The organism is Amycolatopsis sp. NPDC026612 (assembly GCF_040638285.1).
Taxonomy (GTDB): Bacteria; Actinomycetota; Actinomycetes; order Mycobacteriales; family Pseudonocardiaceae; genus Amycolatopsis.
In genome coordinates this window covers 17,055-37,104 of record NZ_JBEZYB010000005.1, presented here as the reverse complement: position 1 = coordinate 37,104, position 20,050 = coordinate 17,055, and the positions used below count along the sequence as shown (strand labels likewise).

Here is a 20,050-nt window from a genome sequence, read left to right as displayed (position 1 = left end):
CCGGGCTCATGTCGGGTCCACGACGACGGTGACCTCGCCGAGGAAGCGGGCGGCCAGCGGGTCGGTCGGGGCGTCCAGCGGCGCGTCGAACAGCACCGACCCGGACCGCTGTTCGCCGTCGACCTGCGGGCCAAGGAGCGTCCCCGGATGCTGGGTGACGAGCACCGCGCGGGCGGCAGGCGGGGCGTCCCGGTCGACCGGCTCCGGGTACGGCCACCGGTCGTCGCGTTCGACCCACGACACCTCGGCGGCGGTGCTGGTGACGTCCCGCAGGCGACCGGCCGGGTGGTCCAGGTACACCTGGCGGGCCCGGCGCTGGGGCTGCGGGTAGGTGACCGGCCGCCCCAGCGCCAGGTCGACCATGACCGGCTCGAGTGACGCACCGGTGGCGAGCTCCCACAGGAACGTGATGCCACCGCCGGGCAGCCGGGTCGCGACCTCCATCAGCACCGGCGCACCGTCGGACAGCCGGAACTCGGCGTGGCTGATGCCGTCCGCGAACCCGATCCGCTGCAGGACGTCGACATTGGCCTGGAGCAACAGTTTCTCGTCGGCCACGGCCAGGTATTCGGCCGGGCTGGTGTGCCCCATTTCGGTGAACGACGTGCTCGTGGCTTCGTTGGTCTGTTTGGCGGTGACCCCCGACCAGATGACCTCGCCGTGCTGCACGAGCGATTCGACGGAGAATTCGGGGCCGGTGACCAGCTGTTCGATGAGCACGACCTCGTCGGGCTCGTAGCCGCGCAGCACCTCGGCGAGCCGTTCGGCGTCGTCCACGCGGTGCACGCCGAGGCTGGAGAACCGGCCGGTCGGCTTGACCACCACCGGGAACCGGATCGCCGAGCCGTCCACTTCGGACCGTTCGGCCGGGGTGACCACCTGGAAGGCCGGAGACAGGTCGGGCAAAGCGGTACGCTGCAACAGCTTGTTCCGTGCCATCCGGCTGGCCCCGGCACCGGCGCCGGGCAGGCCGAGGCAGTGCGCGGTGATGCCCGCGGGTTCCACGAAGAAGTCACCGACGCAGATGACACCCTGGACGTCGTACGCGCGCAGCAAGGGCTGGATGCCGGGCAGCACGTCCTGCACGGTCGCGTCCGGCACCTCCACCACCTCCGCCAGCTTCGAGAGCGGGTGGGTGGGATCGGCTCGGCACGCGGCCAGACGTTCCGCCGGCGTGTGCGGCGTGACCACCAACAACGGCTGCAGCCCACGCGCGTGCGCCTCGGCGATCAGCCGCGCCTGGCGGGCGACGATCACCAGGTCCCCCATGAAGAGGAACGCCGCCGGCTTGTCCCTTGGAACGTCAGCGTCCATGGCCCCTGCTCGTGTTTGTGTGGGTGTGTTTTCGAAAACATTTATACACAGCGAGGGCTAGGGCCTGAATCGAAGTTTTGTCGAGCCGGTTGCGTCGGAGCCGGTGTTGCCGGACGTTTTTGGTGGTCGAAATGGGTGCGGTCGCCGATAATCGGGTCGTCGATCGAAAAAGAAACTGAGCACGACCGGAGACCTGGTGGACACTTTCCACGGTGGCGGGCGCGCACCGGCGCCCCCGGCCGGGCGGTGGCCGGAGGCCGGGGCGGTGGTCGGGGGCGGACAGCGCCGGGCTGGGTGGGTGGTTGGGTTGTCGTGAGTGTTCAGGAGGGTTCTAACCGTCCTGAACACTCACGACCACTGCGGCAGGGCTGAAGAGCCGGGCCCGTTTCGACCACCGGCACGTCCAGCTCATGCTGCCCGAGATGACTTCGAGACAAGCCCTAGTAGTGCTTTGTTAGGTTTGTTGATGCTTGTTGCGGTGCAACGGTTTCACGGTTTGGTGGCAGGTCAGGCATGCGCCGGTCCAGGTCGCGAGGAGTAGCTGCAGCTCGCGGATGACCTTGTAGAGGGTCAGGCCGGCGCAGCCGCTTTTGGGTCGCCTCGCAGCAGGGTGAGGAACAGGTGCGCAGCGGTGACCAGGGTGACGTGGCGGTGCCAGCCCTGCCAGGAGCGGCCCTCGAAGTGGTCCAGGCCCAGACCGGTCTTGAGTTCGCGGTAGTCGTGCTCGATCCGCCAGCGGATCTTGGCGTAGCGGACGAGGTCGGCGTGACTGGTGGTGGCAGGAAGGCTGGACAGCCAGTAGGTAACCGGTTCGGGCTCGTCGTCGGGCCATTCGGCGATGAGCCACCGCTCGGGCAGGGCGCCGTCCTCGCCGTTGCGGGGGACGCGGTGCCCGGCCGGGCGGACCCGCAGGAACACGAACTGTGAGGTCAGTGAACCTTTGCTGCCTTCGCGCCAGGTGATGGTGAGCGCGTCCTGGCGGCCGGTGGCGGCCACGTGCCGAGCCAGGCTGACCGGTTCGTCGGTGTAGACGGGCGTGCCGGCCGGCGGACGGCCGCACCGGCCTGTGCCGGACCACTCCCGCTCGACGGGGACCGCCTCGCTGGTGTGAGCCAGGGCCTCGCCTTTGAGCTGCACGCTGTAGGCGACGTCCCGCTCGTCGAGCGCGGCCCGGAACTGGCTGTTGTCGCCGTAGCCGGCGTCGGCGGCCAGTACCGGTGGCCGCAGCCCGTGTCTGGCGAGTTCGTCGAGCATCTCCACGGCTAGCGTCCACTTCGGACGGTGGCCCTCCTCCTGCGAATGCCGCACCGGTTGCGCCGCGCCCTGGCGGCCTCGGTGACCGCTTCCATGTCGACCTCGACCCCCGGACGCGCCTGATCATCAGCGGGTGCGGTGGCTCGTGGCGCGTTCTTCAGTGTCTTGCGCCGCTTGGCTTTGGCCGTCTTGACCGCGGCCGGCCCGCTTTGGCCGTGTCCCAGGACCCCGGCAGGAACAGCTTCCAGTCCAGCGGGCAGGAGGCCGTGTCGGTGACCGCGTGCACGCTGACCCCGATCTGACAGTTGGCGACCTTGCCCAAGGTTCCGGAGTACTGCCGGGCCACACCCGGTGAACTTGAGCCGTCTTTCGGGAAGCCGCTGTCGTCGACCGCCCAGGCCACCGGACCGATCGTCTCCACCGCTTTGCGGGCCAGTCGTGCCCGCACCGCGTCGGTGTCCCACGTCGAGGTGGTCACGAACTGTTGCAGCCCTTGATGATCCACCCCCAGCCGGTCCGCCATCGGCTGCATCGACTTCCGCTGCCCATCCAGCAGCAATCCGCGCATGTACATCTCACCCTTGGCCCGCTGATCGGACCGGGCCAAGGGCGCAAACACGTCCGCCGCGAAGGCCTCCAGGCGTTGCCGGACATGGGCAAGCTCATCAGGGGTCACCGGAACATGAAACCGCTCAGCCCCGCCCTACTCCCCCACGACACGCCGAGACCTAACAAAGCACTACTAGCGCGCCAGGACGTACCCGTCCAGCGGCCGGTGGTCGCGGGACCGGCGCAGGTCGGTTGCGACGAACGTGCGCCGGAGCCAGCGGTCCCTGCCGTCGTAGCGCGGCGTGAAGGCCGAGCGGCCGTGCACCGCGACCCGGTTGTCCACGATCGCCAGGTCTCCCGGCGTGAGCTTGACCGAGAACGCCGTCTCGCCCAACAGCCGTTCCAGCTCGGCCAATGCGGACTTCGCCCGCTGGGTCAACGGCGTGGTCGCGGAGAAGTCGACCCGGATGTCCGGGTCCTCCGATGCACCGAAGAGCACCGCGTGCGGTGAGGTCGGGCCGCTGCGTCTGCCGAACGACGGCGGCGGCTCGGTGACGAACTCCGGGCTGAACAGCGCTTCCTTGGCGTCCTCGCTGAGCAGCGGCAAGACCATGCGGACACACGCTGTGGACAGCTGCGCCACCCGGTCGTGGTCGGCGCGCAGGCACAGCAGCATCACGAAGTCCGGCCGGTGCGGGTGGAACGCGTTTTCGTTGTGCGACGCCAACAACACCGACCCGGAGTTGCCCTGGAACTCCTCCTTGCCGGGCACCGGCACCACGTTCTGCACCAGCGCGCCGGACTTTTCCGCGGCGAACGCGGACGGGTCGCCCAGCCCGCAGGCCACCATCACCAGGACGGCCGCCGAGATGCTCGAGCTGTGCTCCACGGACTCGGCCACCTTCGGCGTCGGCCGCAGGGTCTCCTCGGGCTCCACGGGAACACCGCGCAGCAGCATGCAGCCCTGCGGCCCGGAGTCCCGGCGGAACTGCCGGACGGCCTGCCGCAGCCGCAGCGGCAACGCGTCCCACGCGTCGCGCGCGAGGTCCACCCACGCCGGGTCGTCGATCCGGTCCGGGCCGGCGGCACACACCTCGCGCGCGACCCGCTCGACCAGCACCGCGTCGTCCGGCTCGACGGTGAACTCGACGGCCTTGGTCACTTGAGTCGACGCCATCTTCCCTTCAGGTCCTCTCGCCAGTGCACAGCAGTGCAGAAGAGTTCACGCGCCGGAAGGCGCCGCCGCCTCGATGGCCGGCACGCGGAACGGCTTCACCGTGCTGACCCGCGTGGCCTCGTCGTCGAGGCGGCAGGTGAACCCGCCGGCCTCGGCTCCCGAGGCCGCCAGGTCGATCATGATCGGCGCGGCGCAGCTGATCAGCGTTCGCAATTCGAGGAAAAGGTCGGCGAGCGCGCTACTGGTGCCGGCGGCCGACGGGTCGAGCGCCTGCGCGGCCAGCAGCAGCCGCTCGGTCTGGGCCACGATCAGGTCCGCGGCCCGGGTGAGGCTGTAACCGTCGATCTCGTAGCAGACCCGGAACCGTGCGGCCACCGCGCCCGCGCGGGCCTGAGCCGCCTGCGACACCGGCAGCTCGTCGGTCACACCGCTGGCCGCGGTGACCTTGTTCACCACTTCGGCCAGCTGGTTCCACGGGGTGACCACCCGCAGGTCGGCCACCTTGTCCAGCGCGGCCCGGCTGAAGTTGGCGCGCTGGCTCTCCGGGCAGGTCAGCGCCAGGTAGAACCGGATCAGGTCGCGCGGGACCTCGTCCAGCAGGTCGTTGGTGTAGAGCACGTTGCCGAGGCTGGTGGAGAGCTTGTCGTTCTCCAGCTCGTAGAACTCGTTGGAGACGATCGCGTCCGGCAACACGTACTTGCCCTCGTGCGCCATGAGCAGCGCCACGTGCGTGAGGCCCCAGAAGTACACGTTGTCGAACCCGATGAAGTAGATCACCTCGGCGTCGCGCTCGGCCCGCCACAGCTCGTCGTCCGCGGACCCGTCCGGGCCGCCGCGCTTCTGCTCGTCGGCGAAGGCAGTGCAGTACATGACCGCCGGGATGCCCTCCACCCACGCGTTGAGCCGCTGGTCCGGCGTCTCCGGGAACGGCGCCGGGATGCCCCACCCGATCGGGTACGTGATCGGGAAGTCCGGCAGCGGCTTGGCCAGCAGCTCCCGCACGACCTGCACGGTGTGCGGGCGCATCCGGTCCTTGCGCCGCTCGTAGAACTCGACCAGCCGTTCCCGGTACTGCTCCAGGGGGAGCACGAGGATCTCGGTCTCCCGGTGCGTCACCGGGTCGTGCTGGTCCACTGTGGACTGTGGGTCGAGCAGTTCGTCGAAGTTGTTCGGGTGGCCGCACGTCTCGCACAGCCCGCCACGGCTGAACACCAGGCAGACCGGGCAGTAGCCGGCGACCAAGCCCTCGACGAGGAACTCGCCGGTCCGCTCGGAGTACGGCAGCCGCACGGTCCGCAGTTCGAACTTGCCGGCCGCGTACAGGTCGTCGACGAACGTGCGCACCGATGCGCGGTAGCGGTCGTCATACGGCGCGAAGCCGTCCAGCGAGATGCCCATCCGCTCCAGCGTGTGCTTGATCTGGTGCCAGGACCGGCCGCAGAGCTCCTCCGGCGGCATCGCCTTGCGCCGGGCGCTGGCCAGCACGTACGTCTGGCTGTCGTCGGTACCGCTGGAGAAGACCACCTCGCGGCCGCGGGCCCGGAGGTAGCGCGCGTGCACGTCGGCCGCCATGAACGGACCGGCGAGGTGTCCGATGTGCAGGTCGCCGTTCGACGTCGGCGGGGTGTCGACGACGATGGCGGGACGGTTCTGGCCAGGCATCTACGGTTCAGCCCTTCTCGCTGTCGCGCTCGACGAACGCATCCGTCATCGCCCGGTCCCACCACACCGAGTAGAACTGGAAGTCCTCGGTGCCCTCGTTGATGACCTGGTGGTCGGTGTGCGGCGGGAAGTGCACGACGTCACCCTCTTCGAAGGGGACGCGCTCGTCGGCCGATTCCAGCATCGCCTTGCCGGACACCGCGATGAAGATCTCGTACTCGTGGTGCGCGTGTTTGGTCGTGGACGTGCCCGGCCGGACGACCGACCACGCGCCCTCGAACGGCGCGTTCAGCGCCGACCACGGCACCAGCCGCTGCGAATGGTTGTTGTCCGGCCCGAGCCGGTCTCGGTCGAGCTTGCGCAGCTCCATCGTTTCCTCCGGTTGAGGCAGGGATCACTGGGTGGACACGGTGGTGGCCGGGGCGAGTTCGTCGTCCGCGGCGGGAACCTCGTGGTCGACGAGGATGTCGTTGGCGATGTCCGCCGCGCGCACGGCCAGCATGCTCAGCAGCGAGTCGGCGATGCCGTGCGTGGCCTCGTTCACGCCCTGGAGGTAACACGCGGCGCCGGCGCTGTCCGGGATCTTCAACCGGTAGTCCCGGCTCACCTCGATGCGCTCCAGGCCGAGCGCACCGGCCAGCCGCCGCACCAGCCCCGGCATGTCCCGGACGAACCCGGTGCCGAGCAGCACCAGGTCGCACGCCAGCTCTTGCACCGCCCCGGTCCGCCGGGACCGGAGCGTGAGCACCACTTCTTCGCCGTCGACCCGGGCGTCGGTCACGTCCGTCATGGTGACGATCCGCATGGACCCCTTGCCGGACATCCGGTCCAGGTAGAGCTGCCGGTACAACGACTCCAGTGTGGACACGGCGAGCGCGGAGTAGTTGCTGGTGTGCATCTCGTCGAGGTGCTGCTGGCGACCTTCGGGCAGCGCGTCGAAGAAGTCGTCGACCGCGGCCGGGAAGTACAGTTCGTTGGTGAACTTGCTGTTCTCGTACGTCTTCATGCCGATCGAGCGCATGATCATCGTCCGCTGGGCGGTCCCCGGCAGATCCCGCTGGACGGCGTCGAACATCTCCGCGGAACTCTGCCCGCTGCCGATCACCACCACCCGGTACGGCACGTCCCCGCGCAGCTGCGCGATCCGTTCGACGTACCTGGTGCTGTGGATGACGTACCGCTCGGGCAGTCCGGCGATGACGTCGGGCACGTACGCGTCCCGGCCGATACCGATGGACAGGTGCCGGCTGCGGATGGTGCTGCCGTCAGCGAGGCTGGTCAGCCAGCCGCTGACCTTCCCGGCGGCGTCGTACTCGGGCCAGATGTCCTGGCACGACCGCGAGCACTCGACCTTCACCCGGCTCAACGTGCCGGCCACCCAGCGCAGGTAGTCGGAGATCTCCACCCGGTACGGCCAGAAGTTGCCCATGTTGATGAACTCGCTGAGCCTGCCGATCGAGTGCAGGTAGCTGATGAACGAGAACCTGCTCTGCGGGTTGCGCAGGGTCACCAGGTCTTTCAGGAACGACACCTGGATCTGCGCCTCCGGCAGCAGCATCCCGCGCTGCCAAGCGATGGAGTCCGCCTGCTCGATGACAAGTGTGTCGGCGGCCAGTTCCGGTGGAGCCATCTCCTCCATCGCCACAGCCAGCGCGAGGTTGGACGGTCCACCGCCGACAGCGAGCAGTTCTACCTCGCGGTGGGTCATGCGCTCTTCCCCCATTCCCGTCCACCGCCGGCAGCGAGCAGGTCTGCCTCGCGGTGGGTCATGCACTGTTCCGTCGTTGCCGGCCGGGCCCGGCCCGCCGTCTGTTGTGGACGGTAAACCGATTCGGCCCGTCTGTCACGTGCCGCCGCTGCCGGCCGCGGGCCACGGAACGTCGTTGGTCAGGTGACCGGCTCGGGCGAGGTGGTCGAGGACCGCCCTCGCCAGGACATCGTTCTGCCGGAAGGAATTCGCGTTGGATTTGGGCCGAGAGAAGGTGGCGAAATGCCTGATGCTGGTGTATGGCCCGAGCGCGAACCGGTCGGCCTGTCGCGCACCGGCCGCGTCCAGCACCCGGAAGTCCAGCTCGGATACCTGCAGCAAGCCGGATCGGTGGGTGTAGCCGTCCGGATCACCCAGCACCTCCTCGAGTGCCGCACCGTCCTCGTAAAGCCCGCGCAGCAGCGTGTTCGTCGTCGTGTGCAGGGTTGGACTGGGCAGCCGGGCCTCCACGAATGCTCTGGTTGTGATCGACTCGTCGGTTGCTGCGCCGCCGACCCGGAAACAACCCTCCCGCTCGTCCGCCAGTACCCACATGTCCGCCCCGAGAAACCGTACCAGACCAGCCTCGGCCAGGGCGATGAGTTGACGGAGCCGCATGCCGGGCGGGCCACTGCTGGCGTACTCGAAAAACCGGAACCACCAGCCGCGCATGTCCTGAATGTACGCACGGGCACCCAGCTTTCCGCTCGCGACGATCGCCGGCAGCTCGGCGTGCACGGACAGCATGGCCAGGTATGCGCCCAGTTCGGCGCTGTGCCGCGGGTCGGTCATCTGGGCGACGTCCGCACGCACGTGCGCCCGCACCCGTTCGTGCAGGTCGTCGAGGCAGTCGAACCGCTCCCCGTCGAGCGGGCGGTCCATCGCGTCGAAGTCGAGGCGGTCCGCCTCGTCCGGCACCGCCTTGGCGATCAGCTCGCGCATCTCGGTGGAGTCCCAGACCAGGTCGGTGTACCGCGCGGCGAACCGCGGCCAGTCCACCTCGACGCGGTCCGGGTGGCCGGTGAACAGCTCGTGGTAGTAGCCCCAGCCGATCTCCTTGGCGATGTCCGGCCACAGGTCGGTGTAGAAGTCGATCTCCCGCCGGACGGCGAACCGCTCGGCGACGATCTCGGCGGAGAAGAACCGGGGCAGCGGCGCGGGTGTGCCTGCCGGCTGGTAGTCGATCTTCGCCCGGTACGGCACGCCACGCCGGGAACCCACGTGGAGCACGGGCTCCTTGCCGGAGGGAACGTACCGGAGCCAGCCGTCGGCCCTGGTCTCGTACCGGCCCCCGCGCGCCTCGGTGAGCAGCACCATCAGGTCGATGAACGCCAGCCCGAAGCCGCGCACCGCGACGTTCTCGCCCGGCAGGAGTGCCGACAGGTCGACGTCGGCGGTGTAGCACGGCGGCATGTAACAGAGGTCGCGGCGGTCGGCGAAGTCGGCGAACAGCCGCTCCTCCTTGACCGGCTCGCCATCCAGGTGCCCGAGGGCGAGGACGACCACGTCGGTGACCAGCGGCTCGTCCCGGTCGGCCAGCCACACGAGCTGCCGGCCGGTCTCGGCGCGGGTGAGCCGGAGCGCCGCGGTCTCGTGCACGGTGATGCTGACGGCGCCGGGCTTGTCGGCCAGCACCTTGGTCAGCACGGCCGAGAGGTACTCCCCCTGGGTCGCCCGGTCCACGAAGACACTGCCCGTGCCGACGTCCTCGTGGCCGTCGACGGTTCTGGCCCATTCGTCGAGCGCCGGGCCCGGCCGGACGGGGCCGGCGCACCGGACGGTTTCGTCGGTGAACATCGTGACGTTCCGCGCGGCCACGTTCATCAGCATCAACGGCGACTGGTCGGCCCGCCACACCCGCCCGGCACCGGCCGGGTACGGGTCGATGACGTCGACGTGCAGCCGGCGGCCCGGCAGCAGTTCACCGACGTTGGCGAGCAGCCGTTCGAGAATGCCCGTACCGCGCGGTCCGGCGCCGATCACGGCAACGGCCAACGGCACATCTTTTGGACGCGTTTCCACTACGTGACACCCCCACAACGCACTGAAACGCACAGGAACGATTCCTGCGCTCAGTGAACAGACAACCGTTTGTCACAGCTCCGCCGCGTTCTCATGAACGACATGGCGAAGCCGCGCATACTGTCGTGCGGCTTAAACGGAAACTTCAGTCAAAACTGAGCGCGCCCTCCGGGACACCTCGTTTGAGCTCGAAGAAATTGTCCGTGTGCGTGAGTTCCCGGACGAGGTCGAAGAGCCGAAGGGCCGCGTCGCCCCGGGGAATCGAATTGAGCACAGGACCGAAGAATGCTTTCCCGTCGATGTGGACGACCGGAGTGCCCACGTCGCCGCCCACCGGCTTCATCCCGGCGTTGTGACTCGCCCGGACCGCTTCGTCGAAGTCCGTCGAGTACGCCGCGCCCACCAGGTCGCCGGGCAGGCCGACCTCGGCGACCGCCTCGGTGACCACCTCGTCGTAGTTCCGGTTCCGCTGGTGGTGGATGCGCTGACCCATGGCGTCGTAGAGCGAACGAACGGCTTTCGGGCCGTGCTCCTGCTCGGCGGCGACGAGTACCCGGACGGGCTTCCAGGCCCGGTCGAAGAACTCGGCGGTACTGCCCTCGTTCAACACGGACAGGCTCATCACCCGAAATCGCAGCTCGATTTCTCGCAACTCGCCGACCTCGATGATCCAACGCGACGCAATCCACGCGAACGGACACGCGGGATCGAAGTAGAAATCAACCACGGCCTCGCCGGAATTGACCGGCACGGCTCCGGCCGCGGACAAGCTGTGCGACTTCGACATCATTACCACCCCATACCGGCTTGGCCTGTGTTTATCGATACAGTCGGAATCGAATCACCCATGAATGCGATCAAATTCGATGTACCAGAACCCTCGGGTGGCCCGACGGAGTTCTACAGAAGACTTCACTCGGAATCGGTGGAGAAGGAGCACCACACCGAGGCGCCACCGGTCGATTATCGCGACGAAAATGGGCGCCGAAAGGCTCGGCTGCGGGCCGGACGGCGGCACGAGCCGCGACGAAGCCGGGACGTGGGTCGAAGCGGGCGCCGTGGACGGCCCGGTACTCGACCTCGTCCATGTCGACGCAAGCTTCGCGGTACGGATCGTCCGGCCACCTGACGCGGGCGCCGGGCAGCACACCGTCGCGCAAGTCGCGCACGACGACAGGGCCGACCGGCGGGCGCGCCGGATTCACCGCAGGAGCAAGCGCAGTGCTGGGGAAAACCGCCATGCCCGAAAGGGTCACATGGCGGTGCACGAGCAGGCTGCTCCTGGATTGCGGTCCCGCGGCTCCCTTCGCCTCATCGACGTCCCGTTGTGGTTACTTCCCTTCGGAGCGGACGAAGACGCCTGGGCCGCTGCCGAGGACGTCGTCCGGGTCGTAGTGGTGCTTCGCCGGCGCCGCCAGCGGCCAGGTTGGTCCGAAGTGGACGGTCCAGTCGGCCGGGCGCATCGGGACGGACCCGACGAGGTACTGCACGGCGCCCAGCGAACGGGCGCGGTGGGACAGCTTCTCGTCGGTGGTGACCCGCGGCAGCGGTGCGCCCGCCTGCCCGAAGATCGAGTGCCCCTCCCCGTGGACGACGACCGTCCGGCCGGTGGTGGCGGCGGCGGCGAGCGCGGCCGGCTGGTGCACGAGTTCGGGACGAGAGCTCACCGGATGCCCGAGGTCGTCGTCAGGCCGGATTTCCCGGTCTGCGTGCGATGCGGTCATCAAGTGTTCCTCCGACGGTTTTCGGCTTCCCTAGATCCTGATCCGTCGGCCGCCTGTGCAGTAGTGCATTCCGCACGTCCTGGTCAGTGGGTTTGACAGGTCGTCGTGCACCGCGCAGCCCCGGGCCGGCGCTCGCGGCGCCCGACGGTCCGGCCGACCGTCCCCTTCACCCGTCCTGACCTGCGCCGTTGCCACCGTTGGTCCTCCCGGCGGTGAGCAGGCGTGCCGTTCCCCGTCGGGCGGTCATCGGCCGGCCGGTTTCGTGGCGCAGCAGGCGCGACCCGTCTTCCCGGCACTGCGTCCACGCCGTGACCGGTCCCGCTCACCGGGACGAACCGAGCCGCGCCGCTCGCCGGGCCGGACCGCTAAAGTGGGCTCGAGCCGTGGCGCAGCGCGAGGGGATGATCATGACCGATCAGGAAGGTGCCGACTGGATCCCGCCCGGCGCGGATCTGTCCCGGCCCAGTGCCGCCCGCATCTACGACTACCTGCTCGGCGGCGCCCACAACCTCGCCGCCGATCGGGCCGTGGCGCACAAGCTCGAGGCCATCCAGCCTCAGGTCGCCACCGTGGCCAGGCGGAACCGGGCCTTCCTGCGCCGCGTCGTGCGGTATCTGCTCGAGCAGGGCGTGCGGCAGTTCCTCGACCTCGGCTCCGGCATCCCCACCGTCGGCAACGTCCACGAAGTCGCCCAAGAGGTCGATGCGGGCGCCAAGGTCGTCTACGTGGACTACGAACCCGTCGCCGTCGCGCACAGCCTCATGCTGCTCAAGGACAACCCGAACGCCGAGGCCCTCGAAGCCGATGCCACGAACACCGAAGCCGTCCTGAAGTCGGAGCCGGTGAAAGAGCTGCTCGATCTGAGCGAACCCGTCGGCCTGCTGGCCATCACCCTCGGGCACTACCTGCCGCCCGAGCCGGATCCGCGGTCGGTGTTCGCCGCCTACCGGGACGCGCTCGCGCCCGGGAGCTACGTCGCGCTCACCCACCTGACCAACGACTTCGCCGTGTTGAGGGATCCGCGGGTCGCCGAAACCATGCGCAAGACGCAGGACCACATCTACCCGCGCTCGCGCGACGAGGTGCTCGCGCTCTTCGACGGCTTCGAGCTCGTCGAGCCGGGACTGACCACGTCCGCGAACTGGCGGCCGGACAGGCTCGCCGCGGTCGTGGACCCGGAAGAAGACGGCCTTTACGCCGGCGTGGGCATCAAACCCCGGGCGAACCGCTTCTCCTAGGCGAACCGCTCCCACGCCGACTGGCGTGTCATGCCCAGTGCCTCGCCGATCTGCGACCACGTGCCGCCCAGCGCACGCGCCTTGCCGACCCACGCACCCAGGTTCTGCTGCACCTGGGCGCTCGCCGCCGACACCGGGGCGAGGTTCGAGAGCACCTGCTCCAACGGCAGGTCGTGCTCCCACGGCGCGATGAGCGGCGCGTCCGACGGCTTGCCTTCGATCACTGAAACGCACAGCCGGACACAGCCGTCGCAGATGAAGACCCCCGGACCGCCGACGAGCGTGTCCACCTCCGTGTTCGGCTTCGCGCAGAACGAACACCGGGCGATCACCGCAGGACTCATGGAAGACCTCCTTGTCAGGATCGACCTTACAGACGTAAGGGAGCGCCTGACAAGAGGAAGGCCGCCGTCCAGTCGGCGAGTTCCGTCAGCCGTGAGGTCAGCTCCTCGATCTCGGCCCAGCGGCGGTGTTCCCGCTCCAGGTCCGGCACCAGGAGGTCCTCCACGAGCAGCAGGAGCGTGGCGATCTCGTAGCCGACGTCCGCGAGCTGCAGGAACGGCCGGTACTCGGCTTCGGTGCCCGCCCCGTACCGCGCGGCCCAGTCCCGGGCGCCGTGGCCCGCCGTCCGGCACACGGTCACCACGGTGCGCCGGAGGTCGCCGCGGCGGGAGCCGAGCTGCCCCTCGGTCAGCGGGGCGACGTTCCAGGCCACCGACAGCAGGCAGCACCCGGCGTCGTCCATCGACTCGTTCATCACCCGACGTACTCTGCGGACCCGCGGGCACAGGTCCGGCGTTCCGACTCGCCGGCTCACCCCATCGAGTGGAGAACCGGCCCGGATCGGGCGAGCATCGGCAACGAGACGAAGTCCGCGAGCGCCTGCTGGCCGGCGGCGTTCGCGTGGATGCCGTCGCCGTTGTCGTACGCCGGCAGGATGCTGTTCGGCTTCAGCGGATCCGCCAGCACCGTGTCGAAGTCCACGACACCCGAACACGTGCCCCCGCAGGTGTTCCAGCGTTGCACGAACAGCGCGATCCCGTGCCGGGCCAGGTTCGCCTGATCGCCGTAGCCCGGCCGCGGCGTGCTCGGCGTGACGTACACCGATATCCCGGCCGCCCGCAGCCGCGCGAACACCGAGCGGTAGCTGTCGAGGATCGTTGCCGCGTCACAGCCGTACGCGAGGTCGTTGGTGCCGTAGTAGTAGATGACGGCGGTGACGCCGTGCAGCGCCAGGACGTCCCGGTCGAGCCGGCTCGCCGCGTCCAGGCCCGCGACCGACGGCGGCATCGCCGGGCACGACGGAGCGCTCGTCGTGCCCGAGACGCCGGCGTTGGCCACGGCCAGCTGCGCGGACGGCGGCGACTCCGCGACGATCCGCCGCGCCAGATCGTCGGTCCACCGCCGGTTCGCGCCGAGCTCGGTGCAGCCGGGGCCGCAGTTGGTGCTGCCGACACCGTCGACGACCGAGCTGCCGAACGGGACGACCGTGCCCTTCAGCGCGGTGTTGTGCACGTCGACGGCGCTGACGACGTACGTGGACCCGACCGTGGTCGTGAACGCGCCGCCCGAAAGGTCGGCGGTGTGGTCGCCCGAGCCCGGTACGGTGAGGTAGTTGTCGCGCAACGCCGTGCCGTGGCGGCCCGGCACGGCGGTGCCCTCGATCGACATGCTCACCGCGAAGTCGGTGTCCGGGCGCGTCGCGAGCCTCGTCTCGTCGCTCCAGGCTTCGCCGCCGGCCGGGATCGTGACGGCGGTGCGGCCGGCGAAGGTCAGGTCGCGCACTCCGGAAACCCCGGCACCGCCCGCGCTCGGCCCGGCGGTGGCGTGCCCGATGGTCAGCGGCCCGGTGCCGAAGGTGTTCTGGAACCGGACGCGGACTGCGTCGCCGCCCTGGCTGAGGTGGGTGATCATCCGCAGCGACCGGCCGGCGACCGGCGCGTCGGCCCGGCCGTCCTGCGACTGCGCCCACGACGTGAACCAGGCGTGCCCGGCCCCGGCGGCCCCCGGTGCGGAGACGACGACGGCCGCGGCCAAGGAAAGGGCGGCGAGAAGGGCGATCCTGCGCACGGCGCCTCCTGGGTCCACAAAGGACGGTCTGCGACGACCTCACCGCCGATCGTAGGCAGCCGGTCACGCGGAAGCCAGGGTTTTGTCCGATCTTGTCAGCGGCGGCGGATGCCGGCGCCCGGCGCTAGCCCTTGGCCAGCGCCTGCACCCGGCCGATCGGGCCGTTGTAGTAGTTCTGGTCCCCCGGCAGGCCGCCGTCCCGCGCGAACTGCCAGATGCTCTGCTTCGCCCACCCCGCGGGCAGCTCGCCGACGTCCGGGCCGTACCGCGCCAGCCACAGCGGATCGGTGTTCCCGAAGCGGCCGGTGTTGCCGGTGCAGCGCTTCCACCACGTCGTGCTCGTGTAGATCAGCGCGCTGCGCTTGGCCTTCGCCAAGTACGTGCGCGTGAAGTCCGCGATCCACGCCGTCAGGTCGGCGGGGTTCTTGCCGTAGCAGACGTCACCGTACGGGTTGTACTCGATGTCCAGCGCGCCGGGCAGCGTGGTGCCGTCCCGGTGCCAGCCGCCGCCGTGGGCGAGGAAGTACTCCGCCTGCTCGGCGCCGCCCGAGATGTCCGGGCGGGCGAAGTGGTACGCCCCGCGGATGATGCCGGCCGCGTGCGCGCCGTCGTACTGCTGCCCGAACTGCGGGTTGACGAACCCGGTGCCTTCGGTCGCCTTCACGTAGGTGAACTTCGCCCCGGCGCCGGCCGCGGCGGTCCAGTCGACCGGGCCCTGGTGCCCGCTGACGTCGTGCCCGAGCGTCTGCCCGGCCGGGTCCGCCCGCGGAGTGCCCTGGACCCCTTCGTGCCGCGCGATCTGCGTGCCCGCGTAGTTCGTGTCCGCCAGCGAGTAGTCGGCTCGGGCAGGCGCCGCGACCACCACTGCCGCGAGCACCGCCAGCGCGGCCGCTCCCGACAGCCGCTGTCCCGCCACGGTTCGGTTCATCCGGGCTCCGATCTCGGTACGGCAGATCCGGAGCCCATGCTGCCTGCCGTTCTGGTTCCCCGCAGGCGTGTGTCACCCGATCCAGTGATCTTCAGAGCTCGGTGGTGATGATCGCTTCCACGAGCGTCTCCCCCGCCGGGGTCAGCTCGACCACGCCGTCGTCCGGCCGGAGGTCCACCAAGCCCCGCGCCGCCAGCGCACGGAACTTCGCCGGCCACGGCCCGGTGAACAGCGACCGGCCGGGGAACCGGGCGGCGTGCACGGAATCCCGCAGCGGCTGCAACGTCGTCAGCGCCATCTTCACCGCCCGCGCTTCCTGCGCCTCGGGCGTGAACCGCGTCGCCGACCCCAACGGGATCCGGCCCGCCGAGACGGTTTCGGTGTAGCGCCGGGAGTTCACGTCGGTGATCGCCTCGGAAGCGCGGCAGCTCGAACTGCCGCCCAGCCCGATCGCGACCTCGGCCTCCTGCTTGTCCTGGTCGACCATGATGGACTTCCACTTCTCGGGCCCGAGGCCGTCGCGCGCGAAGTACATCGTGGGGTGCTCGGTGTACCCCGCCGCGCGCAGGCCATCGGTGAGCAGCTCCCGCATCTGGTACTGCTCGCCGAGCGTGGGCCAGCGGTGGCCGTCGCGCACCAGTTTGTCCCGGTAGGACGGCAGCTGCCACGCCGCCGGCTTCTCGCCGGTGACGCCGGTGCGGGTGTCGCTGTAGGACGCCAGGTGCAGCTTCGTGCACACCACGGCCGTGACCTCGTTCTCCAGCACGACATCCAGGTCGCGGCGAACGCTGTCGAGGGTCTGGTCGAGCAGGCCGTACATCAGGTCGATGCTGACCCACTCGAAGCCCGCCGCCGTCGCGTTGCGGACGAAGTCGACGCACATCCGCGCACTGTGCTCCCGCCCGCAGAGCTCCAGCACGTGGTCGTCGAACGACTGGACCCCGCTGGACAGCTTGGTGCAGCCCAGTTCCCGCAGGAGGGCGAGCTTGGCCGGGGTGAACGTGCTGGGGTCGCCCTCGAACCGGATCGTCGTGTCGGTGGTGAAGCGGAAGTTCGAGCGGTAGAACTCCAGCAAGCGGCGGATCTCGGGTTCCGGCAGCAGCGACGGCGTGCCGCCGAAGACGTTGAACTCCCCTACCTCGGCGCCGCGCAGGTGCGGCACGGCGTCGAGCCACAGCCGCGCCTCGGCGAGGTTGAGGTCGACCCACGACTTCGCCTTTTCGTACGCCACTTCGGGGTTGCCCTTGACCAGGACCACCGGGTACTGGCAGAACCGGCAGCGGTAGGCGCACGTCGGGATGTAGGACCACAGGTGGATCGGGCCGCTCGAGGCCAGCTGCGCGTCGAGGTCGCGCAGGAAGTCCCCGGGTGAGCCGGGGACGTTGCCCGGGAACACGTGTGCCCCGAACGGGTCCTCCTGCACGAAGTCGAGCAGGTGCCGGTTCTCGGGCGCTTCGAGGACGTCGAGCACGACGGGCCGCGGCCACGCGGGATCGATCGTGTGCAGCGAGCCGATCGCCTCTTCATAGCCCAGCGTCATCAGAACACCCCTCCGTTGCCGAAGTAGTTGTGCGCCTCGCCCGACTCGCGGTCTTCGCAGTAGTAGCGGACGAATTCCGCGAACCGCCCGGCCGGGACCTCCGCCAGGCACGGCGGCAGCGGCGGCGGGTGCCCGATGTCCGCGCCGACGTGCCGCCGCAGGCACGCGAACAGCTCGTCGGCGAACTCGAAGTACAGCCGGTACGACGGCGTCTTGTAGGCGTGGATCGGGGTGAAGTCGACGACGCGCATTTCGTGCCGGATCTCGGTGATCCGCCGGGCCAGCCGCGCGGCGAGATCGGCCCCGAAGAACGCGATCACGGCGTCGTCCTCCAGCAGCGCCGGCGTCAGCAGCACGGGCAGGATGGTGTTCTTCGGCGTGAAGTCCTTGATCGAGAACTCCCACGCCTGCCGGGCCTCTGCTTCGGTGAGGTCGGACGGCACCGCCGGCGCCGACGGCCGGATGTCCCGCATGACGATGATGCCGTCCGAGCCGTAGGCCCGGCCGGCGATGACCTCGTCGATGGCGTGGTCGACCCGGCGCGGGTTGATCTCGACGCGCGATCGCGGCGCGTAGGTGATCGCGTCCCCGCCACTGGCGACCTTGATCCCGAAGTCCCAGTCGTCGGACAGGTGGTTGACGAACTTGCCGTCCTGCAGCTGGTAGAAGACCTCGATGCCGCCGGCGCGCTCGTAGGCGTCGCGCTCGACGGCGAACCCCTTGCCGTCGGGGAAGCCGCCGAAGAGCGCGAAGGTGACGGCGCGGCACCGCAGCGTCCGCTGGATCGCGTCCCACAACCGCGGCCGCCCGGTGAAGTGCCCGGCGTTGTAGTAGTAGTCGCAGACGCCGATCGCGGCCTTGCTCGCCTCCATCGCGGCGAACAGTTCGCTCAGCCAGTGGGGGTCGACCCGGCAGTCCGCGTCGGCGGACACGAGGTAGAACCGCTCCCCCGGGTCACTGTCGGGCCGGTTCCGGCTGCGGGCCGCGGCGAAGTCCATGCCTGCCCGCCGGGCGCACGAAACGCCCTGCTCAGGCTCGTGGATGACATGCAGGGCCAGGTCCGGGTGCGCGGCCGCGAAGGCGTGCGCGATGGCGACGGTGTCGTCGGTGGAGTTGTTGTCGACCAGCACGACCTCGTACCGGCTCTTGTCCAGGGGCGCGTCGCCGTCACACTGGTCGTGCAGTGTCCGCAGCACCTCCGGCAGGTTCGCGGCTTCGTTGTACACCGGCAGCACGACGCTCAGCCGCGTCGCCGCCCCCATCGGCGGCGGGTACAGCCGGTCGACCAGGTCGCCGACGATCCGCGCGCCGAAGTGCGCCTGCCCGAGTTCCGAGTTCGCCCGCACCACTTCCGCCCGTTTCCCTTCGTCGGTGATCAGCTCGGCGACTTCGCGGGCGAACGCCGAGTCCGGCAGGTCGCGGGCCCGGATGTCCAGCACCGGTGCCCGGAAGCCCTTGCTGCCGTAGACGACGTCGTACAGCTCGTACCCGCTGGTCACGTACGGCGTTCCGGACGCGATCGCTTCGCTGATCGGATTGCCGTAACTCTCGTAGTCGTAGGAGGTCAGGAACGACACGACCGTCGCGTGCGCGAGCAGGTCGCGCACGGAGTAGCGGCCGGGGACGGCGGTGTCGTACGGGGTCAGCCAGCCGCCGAACACGACCCGCTCGCGCACGCCGAGGCGGGTCGCGAGGTCGCCGAGCCGGGCGTGCTCGGTGGGCGTCTCGCGGGTGTCGCCGGCGACGAACAGCCACGCGTCCGGCAGCAACGCGAGGAGGTGGAGGTCCCGGTCGATGCGCTTCTGCGGGATGATCCGGGTGATCCGGGCGAGCAGCGGGGCGTCCTCGGGAATGCCGTGGTCACGCCGGAAAGCCGCGTTGCGCTCGTCGACGCGCGCGGGGGCGACGGCGAAGCTGTTGGGCAGGACGTCGATGTTCTCCAGCCCCGGCACCCACTCCAGCGTCCGGGCCTTCGCCTGCTCGTGGAGGGCGAAGTAGTGGATGTGCGGGGAGTTCCGCGGTGCGGGGACGCCGGGGTACGGGAACCGGCCGTACTTGACGATCCCCGGTTCGCTCTGCCACATCAGGTCGTGGTCGCGCCAGAACACGAACCGGCCGAGCCGGTGCCGGGCGCCGTAACGGTCGATCGCCCGGTACAGCGCTTCGGTGTAGGCCGGGTTCTCCGGCAGGGTCCCGTTTTCCACCATCACCACGGTTACGCCGAGGCGTTCCCAGGTGGCCACGATCCGCTCCGCCAGCTCGTCGGCGACACGGTCGATCGCCGGCCGCAGCGCGGTGTCGCCGGCCTGCACGACCTGGCGGAGCACCCGCTCGACGAACTCCCGGTCGTAGCCGCGGATCCGCTCGACACCCTCGATGCGACCGAGGGTGACCCACTCCGGCAGCAGCCGGCCCTCGTCGCGGTAGGGCCGGAAGAACGCACCCTTGTCGGCTTTGATGTCGTACCCGAGATCGAGGTGGACGCGGTGGCCGCGAGCGGCGAAGCGCTGCGCCGTCTTGAGGAACTCGACCACGACCCCGGACAGCGGAGTGGCGTCGAAGGACACGCCCCAGAGCACTGACATCGATGTCAAACCCCCGTATCGGCTTCGCCGTCGATTCCAGCGTAAGCGCCGGGGCTTCGCCCGGCTGTGTGAACGCTTCCGTGGACGCCCCGGAGGGGCGGAGTACGGCCACGACCGGGCGGGCTTCGCTCACCTGAAACGATTTAGAAACCTCCGACAATCCGCAGCGCGTGGGCGGGGTGGGTACCGCTGGAGTATTGCCAACACGTGTGCTGCTCATTACAGTCACCTATCACGCCT

17 protein-coding genes are annotated in these 20,050 nt (G+C 69.6%); 1 reads left to right on the top strand and 16 read right to left on the bottom strand.

Translation table 11 applies throughout. The features are described from left to right. Positions 1-6: 6 nt before the first annotated feature. The 10 genes from AB0F15_RS07175 to AB0F15_RS07130 form a co-directional block, all read right to left on the bottom strand. The gene (locus tag AB0F15_RS07175; protein WP_360266513.1) at positions 7-1,314 is read right to left on the bottom strand and encodes an ATP-grasp domain-containing protein; all 1,308 of its coding nucleotides are present in this window, start codon (positions 1,312-1,314) and stop codon (positions 7-9) included. 570 nt (positions 1,315-1,884) lie between these two features. Then, on the bottom strand, positions 1,885-2,622 hold the full coding sequence (locus AB0F15_RS07170) for an IS701 family transposase (protein WP_360266509.1): 738 nt from the start codon (positions 2,620-2,622) through the stop codon (positions 1,885-1,887). A 103-nt stretch (positions 2,623-2,725) separates the two neighbouring features. After that, positions 2,726-3,244: a transposase gene (locus AB0F15_RS07165; protein ID WP_360266506.1), complete on the bottom strand. Its 519-nt coding sequence runs from the start codon at positions 3,242-3,244 to the stop codon at positions 2,726-2,728. Positions 3,245-3,310: 66 nt separating this feature from the next. Continuing rightward, positions 3,311-4,294 carry a clavaminate synthase family protein gene (locus tag AB0F15_RS07160; protein ID WP_360266503.1) on the bottom strand — a complete coding sequence of 328 codons (984 nt, stop codon included), beginning with the start codon at positions 4,292-4,294 and terminating at the stop codon, positions 3,311-3,313. A 45-nt stretch (positions 4,295-4,339) separates the two neighbouring features. Beyond that, positions 4,340-5,956, bottom strand: coding sequence for a class I tRNA ligase family protein (locus tag AB0F15_RS07155; RefSeq protein WP_360266500.1), 1,617 nt, complete (start codon positions 5,954-5,956; stop codon positions 4,340-4,342). A gap of 7 nt (positions 5,957-5,963) precedes the next feature. Continuing rightward, a complete protein-coding gene (locus tag AB0F15_RS07150; protein WP_360266497.1) occupies positions 5,964-6,326 on the bottom strand; it encodes a cupin domain-containing protein in 363 nt (120 codons plus the stop codon). A gap of 24 nt (positions 6,327-6,350) precedes the next feature. Then, entirely contained in the window at positions 6,351-7,664 is a 1,314-nt protein-coding gene (locus AB0F15_RS07145; RefSeq protein ID WP_360266494.1) for a SidA/IucD/PvdA family monooxygenase, read from the bottom strand. 135 nt (positions 7,665-7,799) lie between these two features. Next, on the bottom strand, positions 7,800-9,704 hold the full coding sequence (locus AB0F15_RS07140) for an FAD/NAD(P)-binding protein (protein ID WP_360266491.1): 1,905 nt from the start codon (positions 9,702-9,704) through the stop codon (positions 7,800-7,802). A gap of 166 nt (positions 9,705-9,870) precedes the next feature. After that, complete coding sequence (locus tag AB0F15_RS07135) at positions 9,871-10,512, bottom strand: disulfide bond formation protein DsbA (protein WP_360266489.1); 642 nt, start codon at positions 10,510-10,512, stop codon at positions 9,871-9,873. A gap of 544 nt (positions 10,513-11,056) precedes the next feature. Continuing rightward, positions 11,057-11,449 (bottom strand): hypothetical protein, encoded by a 393-nt coding sequence (locus AB0F15_RS07130; protein ID WP_360266487.1) that lies wholly within the window; start codon positions 11,447-11,449, stop codon positions 11,057-11,059. A 407-nt stretch (positions 11,450-11,856) separates the two neighbouring features. Here AB0F15_RS07130 and AB0F15_RS07125 point away from each other — a divergent pair, with 407 nt between their 5' ends. Continuing rightward, positions 11,857-12,687: an SAM-dependent methyltransferase gene (locus AB0F15_RS07125; protein ID WP_360266485.1), complete on the top strand. Its 831-nt coding sequence runs from the start codon at positions 11,857-11,859 to the stop codon at positions 12,685-12,687. Here the strand turns inward: AB0F15_RS07125 and AB0F15_RS07120 are convergent. The 6 genes from AB0F15_RS07120 to AB0F15_RS07095 form a co-directional block, all read right to left on the bottom strand. Next, positions 12,684-13,031 (bottom strand): ClpX C4-type zinc finger protein, encoded by a 348-nt coding sequence (locus AB0F15_RS07120; RefSeq protein ID WP_360266482.1) that lies wholly within the window; start codon positions 13,029-13,031, stop codon positions 12,684-12,686. The two genes, AB0F15_RS07125 and AB0F15_RS07120, sit on opposite strands and share 4 nt — an antisense overlap. A gap of 26 nt (positions 13,032-13,057) precedes the next feature. Next, positions 13,058-13,444: a hypothetical protein gene (locus AB0F15_RS07115; RefSeq protein ID WP_360266480.1), complete on the bottom strand. Its 387-nt coding sequence runs from the start codon at positions 13,442-13,444 to the stop codon at positions 13,058-13,060. A gap of 56 nt (positions 13,445-13,500) precedes the next feature. Next, a complete protein-coding gene (locus tag AB0F15_RS07110) occupies positions 13,501-14,757 on the bottom strand; it encodes a GDSL-type esterase/lipase family protein (protein ID WP_360266477.1) in 1,257 nt (418 codons plus the stop codon). A gap of 124 nt (positions 14,758-14,881) precedes the next feature. Continuing rightward, a complete protein-coding gene (locus AB0F15_RS07105) occupies positions 14,882-15,685 on the bottom strand; it encodes a GH25 family lysozyme (protein ID WP_360266474.1) in 804 nt (267 codons plus the stop codon). Between the two features lie 91 nt (positions 15,686-15,776). Continuing rightward, positions 15,777-17,225, bottom strand: a complete 1,449-nt coding sequence (locus AB0F15_RS07100; protein WP_360266472.1) for a radical SAM protein — start codon at positions 17,223-17,225, stop codon at positions 15,777-15,779. Then, complete coding sequence (locus AB0F15_RS07095; RefSeq protein WP_360266470.1) at positions 17,225-19,810, bottom strand: glycosyltransferase; 2,586 nt, start codon at positions 19,808-19,810, stop codon at positions 17,225-17,227. The genes AB0F15_RS07100 and AB0F15_RS07095 overlap by 1 nt, the downstream gene beginning before the upstream one ends. Positions 19,811-20,050: the final 240 nt, after the last annotated feature.